This is a genomic window from Sphingobacterium sp. HMA12, from assembly GCF_002933815.1.
GTDB lineage: Bacteria > Bacteroidota > Bacteroidia > Sphingobacteriales > Sphingobacteriaceae > Sphingobacterium.
In genome coordinates this window covers 393,191-408,093 of the sequence record NZ_BEYR01000005.1, presented here as the reverse complement: position 1 = coordinate 408,093, position 14,903 = coordinate 393,191, and the positions used below count along the sequence as shown (strand labels likewise).

The 14,903-nt window shown below is 41.0% G+C and carries 11 protein-coding genes; 3 read left to right on the top strand and 8 right to left on the bottom strand.

Annotated features, from left to right (window positions below; genetic code table 11):
* Nucleotides 1–649: 649 nt before the first annotated feature.
* Together HMAT_RS22680 and HMAT_RS22675 are read left to right on the top strand one after the other, a co-directional pair.
* Nucleotides 650–2,056, top strand: coding sequence for a Gfo/Idh/MocA family protein (locus tag HMAT_RS22680; RefSeq protein ID WP_199768739.1), 1,407 nt, complete (start codon nucleotides 650–652; stop codon nucleotides 2,054–2,056).
* Between the two features lie 167 nt (nucleotides 2,057–2,223).
* Nucleotides 2,224–3,162, top strand: a complete 939-nt coding sequence (locus HMAT_RS22675; protein WP_233789530.1) for a formylglycine-generating enzyme family protein — start codon at nucleotides 2,224–2,226, stop codon at nucleotides 3,160–3,162.
* Between the two features lie 147 nt (nucleotides 3,163–3,309).
* Here HMAT_RS22675 and carB read toward each other — a convergent pair whose 3' ends face one another.
* A complete protein-coding gene (gene carB, locus HMAT_RS22670; protein WP_104385111.1) occupies nucleotides 3,310–6,129 on the bottom strand; it encodes a carbamoyl-phosphate synthase large subunit in 2,820 nt (939 codons plus the stop codon).
* Between the two features lie 261 nt (nucleotides 6,130–6,390).
* Complete coding sequence (locus HMAT_RS22665; protein WP_104385110.1) at nucleotides 6,391–8,649, bottom strand: beta-N-acetylhexosaminidase; 2,259 nt, start codon at nucleotides 8,647–8,649, stop codon at nucleotides 6,391–6,393.
* Nucleotides 8,650–8,799: 150 nt separating this feature from the next.
* Between HMAT_RS22665 and lipA the strand changes: the two genes are divergently transcribed.
* A complete protein-coding gene (gene lipA, locus HMAT_RS22660; protein ID WP_104385109.1) occupies nucleotides 8,800–9,681 on the top strand; it encodes a lipoyl synthase in 882 nt (293 codons plus the stop codon).
* Between the two features lie 187 nt (nucleotides 9,682–9,868).
* Here the strand turns inward: lipA and HMAT_RS22655 are convergent, their stop codons facing one another.
* The 6 genes from HMAT_RS22655 to upp all read right to left on the bottom strand — a co-directional run bounded on the left by HMAT_RS22655 (nucleotide 9,869) and on the right by upp (nucleotide 14,651).
* Nucleotides 9,869–11,503, bottom strand: a complete 1,635-nt coding sequence (locus tag HMAT_RS22655; protein WP_104385108.1) for an amidohydrolase — start codon at nucleotides 11,501–11,503, stop codon at nucleotides 9,869–9,871.
* Nucleotides 11,504–11,656: 153 nt separating this feature from the next.
* Complete coding sequence (locus HMAT_RS22650) at nucleotides 11,657–12,067, bottom strand: BrxA/BrxB family bacilliredoxin (RefSeq protein ID WP_104385107.1); 411 nt, start codon at nucleotides 12,065–12,067, stop codon at nucleotides 11,657–11,659.
* A gap of 148 nt (nucleotides 12,068–12,215) precedes the next feature.
* Nucleotides 12,216–12,749, bottom strand: coding sequence for an AAA family ATPase (locus tag HMAT_RS22645; protein ID WP_104385139.1), 534 nt, complete (start codon nucleotides 12,747–12,749; stop codon nucleotides 12,216–12,218).
* 23 nt (nucleotides 12,750–12,772) lie between these two features.
* On the bottom strand, nucleotides 12,773–13,375 hold the full coding sequence (pnuC, locus tag HMAT_RS22640) for a nicotinamide riboside transporter PnuC (protein WP_104385106.1): 603 nt from the start codon (nucleotides 13,373–13,375) through the stop codon (nucleotides 12,773–12,775).
* Between the two features lie 51 nt (nucleotides 13,376–13,426).
* Complete coding sequence (locus HMAT_RS22635; RefSeq protein ID WP_046672303.1) at nucleotides 13,427–13,900, bottom strand: ribonuclease H-like YkuK family protein; 474 nt, start codon at nucleotides 13,898–13,900, stop codon at nucleotides 13,427–13,429.
* A gap of 103 nt (nucleotides 13,901–14,003) precedes the next feature.
* The gene (upp, locus tag HMAT_RS22630; protein WP_104385105.1) at nucleotides 14,004–14,651 is read right to left on the bottom strand and encodes a uracil phosphoribosyltransferase; all 648 of its coding nucleotides are present in this window, start codon (nucleotides 14,649–14,651) and stop codon (nucleotides 14,004–14,006) included.
* Between the last annotated feature and the right edge of the window lie 252 nt (nucleotides 14,652–14,903).

Genomic DNA, 14,903 nt, shown 5'->3' with positions numbered 1-14,903 from the left:
GCCCTTGCTGGAAACAGTCAAGGGCTTCTTTCGTTTATATGCTTTTTACAGGTCTTCTGGTTCAACAGGGCTATCGGCTCCGGGGTAAGTCCGGGGATACCGGCCCGGAACAGCAGGCCTAGAAATCCGCTAGCTTAACATTGCTCCAAAGGACTGTTTATCATCAGCTGACACGATCCACGTCACCCTATTGCTTTTTCCTTTTTCGCTGAGTAAATAGCTTTAATAGCTTCGTTCATTTAACTAATTTGGTATACTTACTATTTTCATTTTATGCCTGGATGGGCAACATTAAGATCCAACGATGAAAGAAATATACGGGTAAAGTTTTGTGTATATGTTTTTTCAGATTTTATCTTGATATCGGAATAGCGTATTTACTGTAATGCGATACTTTTCATTAAAAAGACAAGATAATAATAAATTAAGCAATCGTTTGTGTAGATTAAACAAACGATTGCTTTCAAGTTTGATTTTTTATTTTGAGAAAAGTGTTATATTATTGTTAAAGAGATTAAGTTCTTTAGTTAGAACCAAATATAAATCCAAATCCAAACGGATTTTTCTTATTGACTGTTTAGTTTGTTTTAAAATAGGTGATTTTTTAGAGGGACCAATTGGTCCCTTTAAATTTACATGACTTTAAATTATGGATTCTAGAAGAGATTTTTTAAAAAAAGCTGGGATTTTATCATCACTGGCTGTTTCACTTCCTACTTTGGTTAATGCCAATGCAACGGCAGAAGCATTTAATATGTGCGGTTATGCAGCACCCAAAATTGATAAGGTGAGAGTTGCTGTAATTGGATTGGGGATGCGTGGTCCAGGAGCAGTCGAACGACTATCTTTTATCGAAGGTTGCGAGATCGTTGCACTTTGTGATAAACATCCGGAACGGGTTGAGAAAGCACAGAAAATTCTTACTTCAAAAGGTTTGAAGGCTGCAAAGTCTTATTCTGGCGAAGATGGCTGGAAATCATTACTTAAGGAAGAAAAATTAGATCTTGTCTATATCTGTACGCCTTGGGACTACCACGCACCCATGAGTATTGCGGCAATGAAGGCTGGTAACCATGTGGCTTGTGAAGTACCCATTGCGCTGACAATAAAAGATTGTTGGGAAGTAGTCAAAACATCTGAAGCAACAAAAAAGCATTGCATGATGTTGGAGAATTGCTGCTATGACTTTTTTGAGATGCTGACATTGAATATGGCCCGTCAAGGTTTATTTGGTGAATTGATCCATGGTGAAGGCGCTTATATACACGATTTGTTGGACTTAAATTTCTCAAAGAACGGCTACGATAATATGTGGCGTTTAAGGGAAAATATCAAGTATAATGGTAATTTATATCCGACTCATGGACTTGGACCTGTGGCGCAATGCTTAAATATCAATAGAGGGGATAAGATGGATCATCTTGTGGCCATGTCTTCCAATGATTTTATGATGGGAGAAAAGGCAAAAGAGTTAGCGGATAAGGATTCTTTTTTCCAGGAATTTTTAGGAAAGAAATACCGTGGCAATATGAATACGACATTGATCCGTACAGCCAAAGGAAAAACAATTATGTTACAACATGATGTGACTTCACCTAGACCGTACTCGAGATTGCATACACTTAGTGGTACAAAGGGATTTGCTCAAAAATATCCAACGGAAAATATCGCATTTGGCCATGAATTCATAAAGGAAGAGAAGCTAAAAGAACTGTATGATAAGTATACGCCAGAATTGGTGAAATATATCGGTGATAAAGCCAAAGAAGTTGGCGGTCATGGGGGGATGGACTTCATGATGGACTGGCGTTTAATCGACTGTCTGCGAAATGGACTGCCATTGGATCAGGACGTTTACGATGCTGCTTCGTGGAGCTGTATCGTTCCATTGAGCTTTGAATCTGTTGAAAAGAACTGTAAAACGGTGACTGTACCGGATTTTACAAAAGGCGCCTGGAAAAACAATAATCCTGTGGATATTACACTAAAAGGTGGTGGTAATACGCCTATTCGATCGAAAAATGGGAAAAAGGAAAATGTGCAATTGGATGTATAAAATCTACATTAGTTCAGTAATTAAAAGGGGAGCATTTTATTGTTCCCCTTTTATGTTTATCTTTAGGTATGTTAATCAATCTAACGCTAGTTGCCTGTTTATCTATATTTTCCACAAATGATACACTCTCATGTTGTGTTGGTGAAAATATACCTACACGAGCAGGTATGATCAAATCTCAGTTATCCAAACAAAGTAATGCCGCCGTTGGAAAGATGGTTCTAATCGAAGGTGGTAAATTCCTGATGGGAAGTTCGAATTTCGAAGATAGTAAGCCTGTGCATCCTGTGGAGCTTCATTCATTTTATATGGATGAACATGAAGTAACAAATGCACAATTTGCCCAATTTGTAAAAGAAACAGGATATGTGACGGTAGCTGAGCGGAAATTGGATCCGAAGGACTTTCCCGGTGTAGATCCGAATATGCTTGTTCCCGGATCTGCGGTATTTTCGAAACCCAAAGAACTCAATTCACTGAATAATTATTTGATGTGGTGGGAATATGTTCCTGGGGCAAATTGGCAGCATCCAGAAGGGCCCAATAGTTCGATAAAGGACAAAATGAATTATCCAGTTGTCCAGGTCGCCTATGAAGATGCGGCCGCTTATGCAAAATGGGCAGGAAAGCGATTGCCTACAGAGGCGGAATGGGAATACGCTGCCCGCTCTGGTAAAGATACGAATGAGGACCTGTACTATTGGGGGAAAGAGCTGAAACCCAATGGCAAATGGACTGCAAATATATACCAAGGGAAATTTCCGGTTGAAGACTCAAAGGAAGATGGATATGAGGGGGCGGCTCCTGTAAAATCCTTTCAGGCAAATGCATTCGGACTCTATGATATGGAAGGGAATGTTTGGGAATGGTGCTCCGATTACTACCGACCGGATTACTACAAGAATAGCACGGTGGCAAATCCCAAAGGACCTGAAGACTCCTATGATCCACAGGAACCTAATCTTGAAAAGCGTGTTCAGCGTGGTGGATCATTTCTATGTAATGATCAATATTGTGAACGTTATAAAGCAGGAAGCAGGGGTAAAGGGGAGGTAAATAGCCCGACAAATAATGTGGGCTTCCGTTGTGTAAAAGATATAAAATAGGAAGGAGATCTCCAGAAAGTAACGTCAATCCCTTTGGGAATCGACTCTGTGAAATGATATTTTAAGGGAGAATAGATATTAAATTGCATAAAAAAACGGTACTGTTCAAAGAAGTTGGACAGTACCGTTTTATTTTATTGATATGCCTTATTGTGCATTCAAAAACATTGATTTTTGATTGTACAATTCTCTGAAATAAGGATCTTGAAGATCTTTGATAAAGCGGATCGCTTCACCGGTTGATTTCATTTCAGGGCCTAATTGTTTGTCTACTTCAGGGAATTTATTGAAGGAGAATACTGGTTCTTTAATCGCATATCCTTTCAATTTACGTTCGATTGTGAAGTCACTCAATTTATTGACACCTAACATGACTTTTGTCGCGATGTTGATGTAAGGAACATCATACGCTTTCGCAATGAAAGGAACTGTACGTGATGCACGTGGGTTAGCCTCGATGACATATACATTTTCACCTTTTACAGCAAACTGGATGTTTAATAGACCACGTACATTCAACGCTTTCGCTAATTTAATGGAGTATTCTTCCATCTTGTCCTGAACTGCTTGTGATAGCCCGAATGGAGGCAATACAGCCGAAGAATCTCCGGAGTGAATACCCGCAGGCTCAATGTGCTCCATCATACCGATGATATGTACATCTTCACCATCGCAGATGGAATCTGACTCCGCTTCTTCAGCGCGATCCAAGAAATGGTCGATCAGAATATGATTACCTGGAAGGTTTTTCAATAAGTTAACGACCGCTTTTTCAAGGTCCTCATCATTGATGACAATGCTCATCCCTTGTCCACCCAATACATACGAAGGGCGAACCAATACTGGATAACCAACTTCGTTGGCTACTTGTAAAGCCTCTTCTGCCGAAGTAGCTACGCCATATTTTGGATATGGAATATTTAATTCTTTCAATAGATCAGAGAAACGGCCACGGTCTTCCGCCAAGTCCATATTCTCGAATGATGTACCGATGATTTTTACTCCAAGTTGCTCTAATCGTTCAGCCATTTTAAGTGCTGTCTGTCCACCTAATTGAACGATAACTCCTTCTGGTTTTTCCAATTCGATGATCTCACGTACATGCTCCCAGAATACAGGCTCGAAGTATAATTTGTCCGCCATATTGAAATCTGTCGATACAGTCTCCGGGTTACAGTTCACCATGATTGCTTCGTAACCACATTCTTTCGCAGCCAATAACCCGTGTACACAAGAGTAGTCGAACTCGATACCTTGACCGATACGGTTTGGACCTGAGCCTAAAACGATGATTTTCTTTCTATCCGAAGAAATTGATTCGTTTTCTTCTTCGAATGTCGAATAGTAATATGGCGTCTGTGCAGGGAATTCAGCAGCACAAGTATCGACCATTTTGTAGACACGGTTGATGCCTAGTTCTTTACGGCGGTCATATACCTGATCTTCTGTTACATTACCTAGCAACCAAGCAATCTGTACATCTGAATAACCTTTTTGTTTTAAGGTCATGAAGAAATCGCGTGGAATGTTATTCAATTGGTAACGACGTAATTCTTGCTCAAGGTGTACCAGCTCTTGGATCTGTACTAAGAACCATTTGTCGATACGTGTTGCTTTACGGATAGATTCCAAAGGAACACCTAATTCAAAAGCATCTTTGATATGGAATAAGCGGTCACCGCTTGGGTGCTCTAGGCTATCCATGATCTCATCTAGATTTCTCCATTGACGACCATCAGCACCTAGACCGGCACGACCTGTTTCAAGTGATTGACAAGCTTTCTGTAAAGCTTCGATAAAGGTACGTCCGATTGCCATTACTTCACCTACCGCTTTCATCTGCAGGCCTAATTCCTTGTTTGCACCTTTGAATTTATCAAAGTTGAAACGCGGGATTTTCACGATAACGTAATCTAATGTTGGTTCGAAGTATGCCGATGTTGTTTTAGTAATCTGATTTTGCAACTCATCCAGGTTATATCCGATCGCTAATTTAGCGGCAATTTTTGCAATTGGGTAACCAGTTGCTTTTGATGCTAAAGCAGATGAGCGGGATACACGTGGATTGATTTCGATTGCGATGATTTCTTCGTTTTCTGGATTTACGGAAAACTGAACATTACATCCACCTGCAAATGTACCGATTGAACGCATCATCAAAATCGCTTGATTACGCATATCTTGGTAACATTTATCAGATAATGTCATTCCTGGTGCAACTGTGATCGAGTCTCCCGTATGGATACCCATTGGATCAAAGTTTTCAATAGTACAGATGATGATCACATTGTCATTGGTATCACGAAGTAATTCCAACTCAAACTCTTTCCAGCCCAATACGGCTTGCTCTACCAAAACCTCATGTGTTGGCGACGCATGTAAACCTCTATTTAAAGCCGCATCAAAATCTTCTTTTCTGTGTACAAATCCACCACCTGTACCGGCTAGGGTGTAGGAAGGACGTATAACAAGGGGATAACCAATTTCTTGTGCTGCTTCTTTACCTTCCAGGAATGAATTTGCAATCTTTGAGGTTGCAACACCCACACCAATATCAACCATTAATTGACGGAATTCTTCACGGTTTTCAGTTTTTTCAATGGCAGCAACATCAACACCGATAACTTTTACGTTGTATTTTTCCCAAAGGCCCAGGTTGGAAGCTTCGATACATAAGTTCAAAGCGGTCTGGCCACCCATGGTAGGAAGTACTGCGTCAATGTTATGTTTTTGCAATATCTCTTCAATACTTTCGCACGTTAATGGAAGTAAATAGACATTGTCTGCAACAACTTTGTCCGTCATGATTGTTGCAGGGTTTGAGTTGATGATGGATACTTCAATACCTTCTTCTTTCAATGAAAGGGATGCTTGAGATCCAGAATAATCAAATTCACAAGCTTGACCGATAACGATGGGACCTGATCCGATGATTAAAACCGACTTAATGGAAGTGTTTCTTGGCATTATATCTAGTTCAAAAAATTAAATTTCCTATTGTAAATCTGAGCAAAGACAATCAAAAATAGCTCATGGGGAAGGGTCATTCCGACTGCTTTGTCGGAGTGCAAAGTTACATTTTAAATTTTGAAAATGAAGTATTTATTTTAAGAATATTTCAAAATAAAATGAGCTTTGTTGGAAAAGTGGTCTTGAAAATAGGAAATCCTAGTTGGAAAACGTAAGGAATTGGTTTTCCAACTAGGATCAGGAATTGCTTATTTTCTGTCAATAAACAATGATTTCATCTGTAAATAAATATCCTTTTTTTGGATTGCTGGCCTTGATTTTTATATAGCGTGCCTGCTGCGCTTTATCTAGTTTCAGCTCGAAACGTTTAAATGTTAATTTGGATTCTTTATCGGATACATCATTTTTCACTGTTCCTATTGAACGGAATGTACGACCATTGTCAGAAACGAGAACCTCCATTTCCCCGGGCATATAAACCCCCGGGCCTATCATTTGCATGAAATTCATGGCAACCTGATGAATTTCTTCCCTTCTTTCCAAATAAACAACAACATCAATCGGACTGGTAAACCCTTGCCATTGTCCATCGTGATAAGACAGGCCTCCCATTAGTCCATTGGTTAAAGTCGAATCTTTTTGCGCTGGATATCCTGACCATTGCGTATTGTATGTTACTTTTTTTCCAATGGCACGATGAATATCGATATCAAATGATAATGTAGGGCCTATTTTGATGGAGTCCTGAAAGTATGCCGCATTGATATGTCCTGTTGAACTCAGTTCAAAGGGACCTGTATATGGCGTAGACTGAATCGTAGGCTCACTTCCATCAATGGTATAGCGGATCTGATCCGTTTTCAGTTGCTCCGTCGTAAGCGTAATCTTGTTGTTATTTTTAATCGCATTATACGATGCTGTATAGGCTACGTTGAAGGAGGGACGATAATAGTTCAGATTCAGTTCTTGCAATAGCTTGTAGTGTGATTGTATTCTTCGTTGAAAATCTGGCCAGCTTTTTGCATCTTTATTTGTCCAATTGACTTCTGATAAGGCCAAGGCACGGGGAAATACCATATATTCAACGTGTTCTGTCGTCGGTACGTATTCTGTCCAAATATTAGCTTGTGCACCCAGAATGTGTTTCGTCTTGTCCCCTTGTATCGCGTTTGGAATAGGGTCATAGGAATATACCTTATCAAGGGTTAGGTATCCACCAATTGCTTCGGGTTGTGTCCTTGGATCGGTCTGATAAGAATCAAAATATAGGTGCGAACCGGGAGTCATAATAACATCATGGCCAGCATTTGCCGCATTTATTCCACCATCTTCACCACGCCAGCTCATGACGGTGGCACCTTCAGTGAGGCCGCCTTGCAAGATCTCATCCCAGCCGATAAGCTTTCGGCCCTTTGATTGCAGGTATAAATCCATTTGCTTGATCGCATAACTTTGTAACTCATCTACTGATTTTAAACCTTCCTTCTGCATCAAGGCCTGGTCTTTTGGACACTTTTCCCAATGTTTCTTTTCGGCTTCGTCCCCGCCAATATGGATGTATTGGGAAGGGAATATGGTGAGTACTTCATCCAGTACGTTTTTTAAGAACTCAAAAGTCTTCTCATTGCCGATGCAAAATTCGCCTTGACTGTAGGGTTTACCCGAACAGGAGAGTTCGGGATACACGGCCAGTACTTCTTCCGAGTGTCCGGGCATTTCTATTTCAGGAATGACATTGATGCCTTTTCGAGCAGCGTAGTCAACCAGTTCACGCGCTTCTTCCTGTGTATAAAAGCCGCCACTTGCATTCGGATTTCCTTTTTCTACATACTGACGGCCATTGTTCCACCAATCTTTCCAATGTGCATGTGTACGCCAGGCGGCCTTTTGTGTTAATTCCGGATATTTTTTAATCTCCAGTCGCCATCCAGCGCCATCTGTCAAGTGCCAGTGAAAGTTATTGAACTTATAAATGGCCATGACGTCGATATATTTCTTTATGAAAGAGAGCGGCATAAAATGACGGGAAACATCCAAATGAAGCCCGCGGTAGGAAAAACGGGGTTCATCGACGATTGTTGCAAATGCTATCTGGCTGGGGTCAGCTTGTAGGTAACCCAACTGAATCAAAGTATAAATCCCATTGATGACCTGCGGCGTATCCCAGGCTTTAAGCAGAAGACCTTTTTCGTCAATTTGAATCGAATAGGCATTTTTGCTCAAGTTGTCTGCATCAACAGCTTTAATAATACGAAAGCCTTCTTTTGGAGCTTTTTTATTTTTCTTCAGTACTTCAACGGCTAAGCCTTTGATTGCGGGGTGTTCGGTAAGCAATTGTGCTGCAGGCTGAAAATCATCAGAAACAATAACGGAGAGCTGTGCTGGGATGTTATATATTCCGGTTGCTACGGTCACCTTTGATGGCTTGGGAATTAGATCAAAATTAGTTTGGGCCTGTGCACCGAAAATGCAAGTTCCCCCAAGCAATAAAAGGGATAAGGATTGACTCAATCGCATAGTATAGTATTTAGATCAATAGATAATCAACACAAATATCCTAATTTTTGTTTCATTATTCTATTATTGCCGCCATTCGATAAGTTTTTATGATATAAATCCAACAAATTGCCGGATAGAAATTACATTTTTAATCCTTAACTTTGTTGTATGATTGAACTTCCAGTTATTCCGGCAACTCCTGCACAACGCAAGCCAGATTGGTTGCGTGTCAAATTGCCTGTTGGTAAAGAGTATAGACATGTCAGAAGTCTTGTAGATGAACATAAATTGCATACGATTTGTGAGAGTGGAAATTGCCCAAATATGGGTGAGTGTTGGGGGGCTGGAACAGCAACCTTCATGATACTAGGCAATATCTGTACACGTTCATGCTCGTTTTGCGCTGTGGCAACAGGTCGTCCTCTGGCGGTCGATTTGGATGAGCCTAACAGGGTCGCAAACTCAGTGAAGCTGATGCAGGTCAAACATTGTGTCATCACCTCTGTTGACCGTGACGATCTGAAGGATGGAGGTTCTACGATATGGGCCGAAACGATTAATGCCATCCGTAGAGAGAGCCCCGAGACAACCCTGGAAACGCTATTGCCGGATTTTAAAGGGCAATGGGACAATCTGGACCGCGTCATTGCGGTTCGCCCGGAAGTCGTTTCACATAACTTGGAAACTGTACGTCGTCTGACAAGGGAAGTACGTATCCAGGCCAAATATGATCGTTCTTTAGAATGTTTGCGTCGAATTTCGGAAGCAGGTCTTCGTACGAAGTCGGGTATTATGCTCGGTCTTGGCGAAACAGAAGAAGATGTAATAGAGGCAATGCAGGATTTATATAATGTAGGGGTTCATATTTTGACTCTCGGTCAGTATTTGCAGCCGACAAAAGCACACCATCCCGTTATTGAATTTATCACACCAGCTCAATTTGAAAAATATCAAAAAATTGGCTTGGAAATGGGATTCAAATATGTTGAATCAGGACCATTGGTACGTTCGTCCTATCATGCTGAAAAGCATTTATTTGATATGCAATAATAGCGTGCTAAACGAGTAGATTTTACGGAAAACAGGGGCTGTTTTCGTGTTAATATATAAAAAAGCCTGCATGAAATAATTTCATGCAGGCTTTTTTTTAAAATTTGTATCTAAGTTTTTGTTGTTTCTTTCGAGATGAGCCAGGTAGCGACAGGCTGTGCTGTTGTTCAGCAGAAATAGCCGGTGTTTACCGTGTAAAAACCGTTTCACCGGCAATGACGGTTCGTAAGGTTTTTACGTTTCGCAGCTGCTCATTTGGTATTTTGAGGATGTCGTGCTCGAGGATAACAAAATCAGCGTCTTTGCCAGCTTCTATGCTTCCTCGTTTTTTCTCCTGAAAGCAGGAATATGCAGCCCAGATGGTCATTCCGCGCAATGCATCTTCCCTACTAATGGCGTCCTGCATCTGGAAGCCCTGCTCTGGATATCCTTTTTTATCGACACGGGCCACGGCTGCGTGAAAACCGTATAGCGGATTGAAATGTTCAACCGGGAAATCACTTCCCAGAGCGAGTTTACCATACTCCTTCAATAGGTGCTTGTAAGCATAGGCTCCTTTCATCCGTTCTTCACCTAGACGGTCTTTTGCCCAGTACATATCCGATGTGGCGTGGGTAGGTTGTACAGAAGGTAGGATCTGGAATTTTCGGAATTTATCGAAATCTACTGGCGAGATAATCTGCGCATGCTCAATGCGCCATCGACGGTCTGTATGCGGTTTTAAGTATTTACCATAGATGTTCAGGATAATCCGGTTGGCTGAATCGCCGATCGCATGGGTATTCGCCTGAAAATTACTTGCGGCAATCGCTTTGATCATATTTTCATATTCCTCTGGGCTATGCAATAGGAAGCCATGTGTAGGAGAGTCATGATAATGAGCGAGCAAACAAGCTCCCCTTGAGCCTAATGCGCCATCGGCGAGTAATTTGAATGATTTGATTTCTAAACGATCCGTTTCGTAAAATCCCTGTGCTATAAATGAGGAGATATTTTGTGGATTGCCAAGGATCATCGCATAATCCCTAAATTTCAATTCCCCATCCTGATAGTATTTTTTTAAGAGGTCGAGTCTTTCTTTTGATAAACCGGCATCCACAATAGAAGTAAGTCCCACAGAAAGCAATGAATCCTGGGTTCGTTTTAACATTCTCAGGTACTCCTTTTCATTGGGTACCGGGATTGTTTTGTTGACCAGGTCCATGGCATTATCGATCAAAAGACCATTCGGTGTATTGTTGGTTCCACCGACAACACCACCATGAATACTGGGAATGTGTGTCAATTTGGCCCATTCCAGGGCTTTGGAGTTTACCACAGCAGCGTGGTAGTCTACCCGTATCAGGTACACCGGTATATCTGGGAAAGCTTTATCCAGTAGTTCTTTTGTGGGAAAGGATTTGTCTTTCCAGCGATTTTGGTCCCAGCCACCGCCGATGAGCCAGGTTTTATTGGGATTTTTTTGCTGATAACTTTTAACCCGCTGAATCACTTCTTCGAAAGAATCCGCGCCATTGAGATCAACCTGGTCCATCAGTTCGGCTTCATCAAATAGATGAGCGTGTGCATCGTAGAATCCGGGGTAGATTGCTTTCCCCTCAGCGTCTATTTTTTCTTTGGCTTTATACTTTCGTTGAATCTCTTCGTCTGATCCTATCGCAATAAATTTACCGCCCTTAACTGCAAATGCCTGTGCTGCGCTGAAGGTGGAATCAACGGTATAGACATGCGCATTGTACACAATCAAATCTACCTTTTCTTGTGGGGAACAGGCAAGGAAAATCATGGAAAGGAGGAAAAGGATAACTGGAAATTTTCTCATATCCTAAAAATAAAAAAAAGTGTTTATAAAGCGAGGGGTATTTCTTTGAAATATGAATTGGCTGGAATATTGTAAAGTATATTACGAGGTTTACAAAAACGGCTATCCAAATAATTCGGATAGCCGTTTTAATTCAAAAATCAAAATACGTGATTAGCAGTACTCGTCAAATGCTGCGACTAGATTGTCAGCAATCATTTGTGCCGGGCGACCTTCAATCATATGTCTTTCAATCATGTGCACCAATTTACCATCTTTGAACAATGCCATTGCCGGAGAAGATGGAGGGTAAGGCAACATGTAATTACGTGCTGTGTTAACAGCATCAGTTTCCATACCTGCGAAAACGGTAACTAATTTTGCCGGATGTTTTTCGTTTTTTACAGCCGCTTTTGCTGCAGGACGCGCATTTGCTGCCGCACAACCACAAACGGAGTTGACAACCACAAAAACAGTTCCTTCTGAAGCGATTGCAGTATCAACTGCTTCTGGAGTTTTTAATTCTTCGAATCCCGCATCAACTAACTCTTGACGCATTGGAGCTACTAAATATTCTGGATACATTATTTCTTAAGTAAAATGTTAATATTCTAATTTAATTCGGTAGAGTACAACCTTTTAGTACATTTTAACTTTCTAGTTTATTGCACTAGCGGTATACTTTACAAGTACAAATATAGCTGTAAAAGGCTGCTTCGTCAAGATGCTTGTCTCAAATCAATGTCAGAAAATCGCTAACAGCTGCTAAGCCATTTTTCAGTCGATGCTGTCCTTCGCCTGAGATAATGTGATATTGACCATTGACAGCATTTAATTCCGTTTTCCATACCTCCATAAAGTGTTCTCGCTGCTCCGGAAAATCTCTTAAGGGATCGTCCTGCCAGGGAAGGTCGATATCCATCAATAAGTAAAGATCATAGGGATGTTGCCGGATCTTGTCAGTGACTTCTTTTGGGGTATGCTTGAATAGATAGTCAGACCAAATTTTAACGGTCATAAAAGTCGTGTCACAGATCAGGATATTTTCCTTTGCTAAAGGGAGGAGAGCTTCTTCCAAAGCGAGCTGCCCATAGAACATGTTGACCTCATCCTGTAAGGTGTATTTATTATTGAGGCTCTGACAGTAATAGCGCGAATATTCCGGAACACAGACCGTTTGAAATTTTTCAGCGAGATACTGTGCCATGGTTGACTTTCCTGTAGACTCGGGGCCTACGACGGCAATTTTTATTAACTCTTTTCCCACATCTATCTTTTTGATAGGCAATATTACGCAAAATTTCTATAGGTTTTTTGCCAGTCACGATAACCATTCCAGGCAATTATGGTGAATACAAGATACAGTACAGCTGTTAGGATAAGCTCTTTGTGTATATACAATGGAATATAACAGATATCGACGAAAACCCAAAGTAGCCAGTTCTGAAGGATCTTTCTCGTCATTAGAAATTGGGCTACAAAGCTAACCGAGGTACAGAATGCATCGATATAGGGGACATCGGAATTCGTCTTACTGTCCAAGAGGTAGCCTATTAGGGCTGTCAAGCAGATGATAGCGAGAACGATTAGCATTAGCTGCTTGTTATTGGCTTTAACAATGGGTTTCTTTTTTTCTTCCTTTCGTTTAAGCCAGTAATACCATCCATACACTGCCGTGGATAGAAAATAAAATTGCAATACGGTATCGCCATAGAGCTTTGCATCATAAAACAGAATGGCATAGGACAGCACACTGATGATGCTAATGGGCCAGTTCCATATATTTTGCTTTGCGGCCAAATAAACACAAAGGAATCCGGTTAGCGTACCTAACCATTCGAGCCAAGTGGTCTGGACAAATTGACTGGCAATCTGCTGAAAAAAATCCTGCATCTGATGTATTAAAAATTACACCTAAAGATACGAAGTCTGCCCAAAAATCTGCTACTGCACCTGTTTATTGGCACAATTGGTACTCGCAAACGACTCTGGTTTGGCCTTAAATACAAAACCCATACCCATAATATATCCCATGGCTTCTTTGAGGGCTACATTTGACTGAAAATTTGGATTGGTGTTGATGTCGGCGTGGACTTCGAGGTCTACTTTGTGTTTTTCGAGGAGGGGGCAGAGTTGGTAGGCGATGTCGATGGATTTTTGGACTTCGAGTAGCATCCGTTCTTTAATACTCATCCGGTGATGCCTTTTGTCCCGTTGGATAAACATAAATCCACCTTTATGTTCCCTGAGAAAGACGATGACGGTGGCGAAGTCGATGATTCCTCGTTTTACCTGGGAATCGGTGCCGATATAAACCTTGAGCTTGTTCCCGAGGGCATCTTCTCGTTTAATGACTTCCTCAACAGCATCGAAAATCGTGGAGCGAATGGATTCGCCATTGTATTTTTGCCATCTCATAGTGGTATAGATTAGATATAAAAAAATTAAACTTCATCATTGACATAAATTTACTGAATTTCAATGAGCTAAGTGTTAATTTAATTTTAAATAATTATCCACATTAATGAAGTTTTTCACCATAGGCCAGATCTCCTGCATCGCCAAGGCCAGGAACAATATAGGCTTTTGTTGTCAATTCATGGTCGACATCGCCTACCCAGATATGCGCGGTCGGAACGAAAGCCTTGACATGGTTTAATCCTTCTTCCGAGGCAATTGCTGCAACAATATGAAGTTCTTTAATCTCGTATTCGGCCAGTAGATCCTTGCAGCATAAGACGAGGCTCTTTCCGGTTGCCAGCATCGGATCGACGATGATGACCGTTCTATTATCTAAATTGGGGGTATTTACATATTCTTTATGAACTTCAAACTCACCGCTCTTTTTGGTGTGCCGATAAGCCGCGATAAAGGTGTTGTCTGCTTGGTCAAAGACATTTAATAAGCCCTGATGGAAGGGAAGTCCGGCCCTCAGGATGGTCGCCAATACCGGCTGTTCCATTAACAGATGTGTCTTGGCAACGCCTAACGGTGTTTCAACTTCCACAGGTTTAAACGCCATTGTTTTGCTGATCTCATAAGCAAATACTTCTCCGAGTCGCTCGAGGTTCCGACGGAAACGCATGCGGTCCCGTTGAATCGTGACATCTCTCAATTCTGCAATAAAATGATTTGCAATGCTATTTTGGGTAGATAGAATAGTGACCATGACGTGCGTGCTAGTTCAGTTAAAGCTAAAGATAGTAAATAATCAACTGAAAGTAATAACATCTTCGGCATAATTATAGTTTGATATAAAATGGTAAAAAAATTAGTAAATTTGTGTAAAGACCATCTAAAATATGGCCCTAGACCGTATGCTGCAAAATCGCAGCGACAGTAAATTACATCATGGTGTTAGTGTGACAGATTTTTTTTAGCAGAAATTAGGGCGTCTCCTGCTGTAATGTTTACCGAAAGG

Coding starts and splice junctions, on each gene's coding strand:
- lipA (WP_104385109.1), top strand. CDS start 8,800: ATGATTGAACTTCCAGTTATTCCGGCAACTCCTGCACAACGCAAGCCA.
- pnuC (WP_104385106.1), bottom strand. CDS start 13,375: ATGCAGGATTTTTTTCAGCAGATTGCCAGTCAATTTGTCCAGACCACT.
- HMAT_RS22680 (WP_199768739.1), top strand. CDS start 650: ATGGATTCTAGAAGAGATTTTTTAAAAAAAGCTGGGATTTTATCATCA.
- HMAT_RS22655 (WP_104385108.1), bottom strand. CDS start 11,503: ATGAGAAAATTTCCAGTTATCCTTTTCCTCCTTTCCATGATTTTCCTT.
- HMAT_RS22650 (WP_104385107.1), bottom strand. CDS start 12,067: ATGTATCCAGAATATTTAGTAGCTCCAATGCGTCAAGAGTTAGTTGAT.
- upp (WP_104385105.1), bottom strand. CDS start 14,651: ATGGTCACTATTCTATCTACCCAAAATAGCATTGCAAATCATTTTATT.
- HMAT_RS22665 (WP_104385110.1), bottom strand. CDS start 8,649: ATGCGATTGAGTCAATCCTTATCCCTTTTATTGCTTGGGGGAACTTGC.
- HMAT_RS22675 (WP_233789530.1), top strand. CDS start 2,224: ATGATCAAATCTCAGTTATCCAAACAAAGTAATGCCGCCGTTGGAAAG.
- carB (WP_104385111.1), bottom strand. CDS start 6,129: ATGCCAAGAAACACTTCCATTAAGTCGGTTTTAATCATCGGATCAGGT.
- HMAT_RS22635 (WP_046672303.1), bottom strand. CDS start 13,900: ATGAGATGGCAAAAATACAATGGCGAATCCATTCGCTCCACGATTTTC.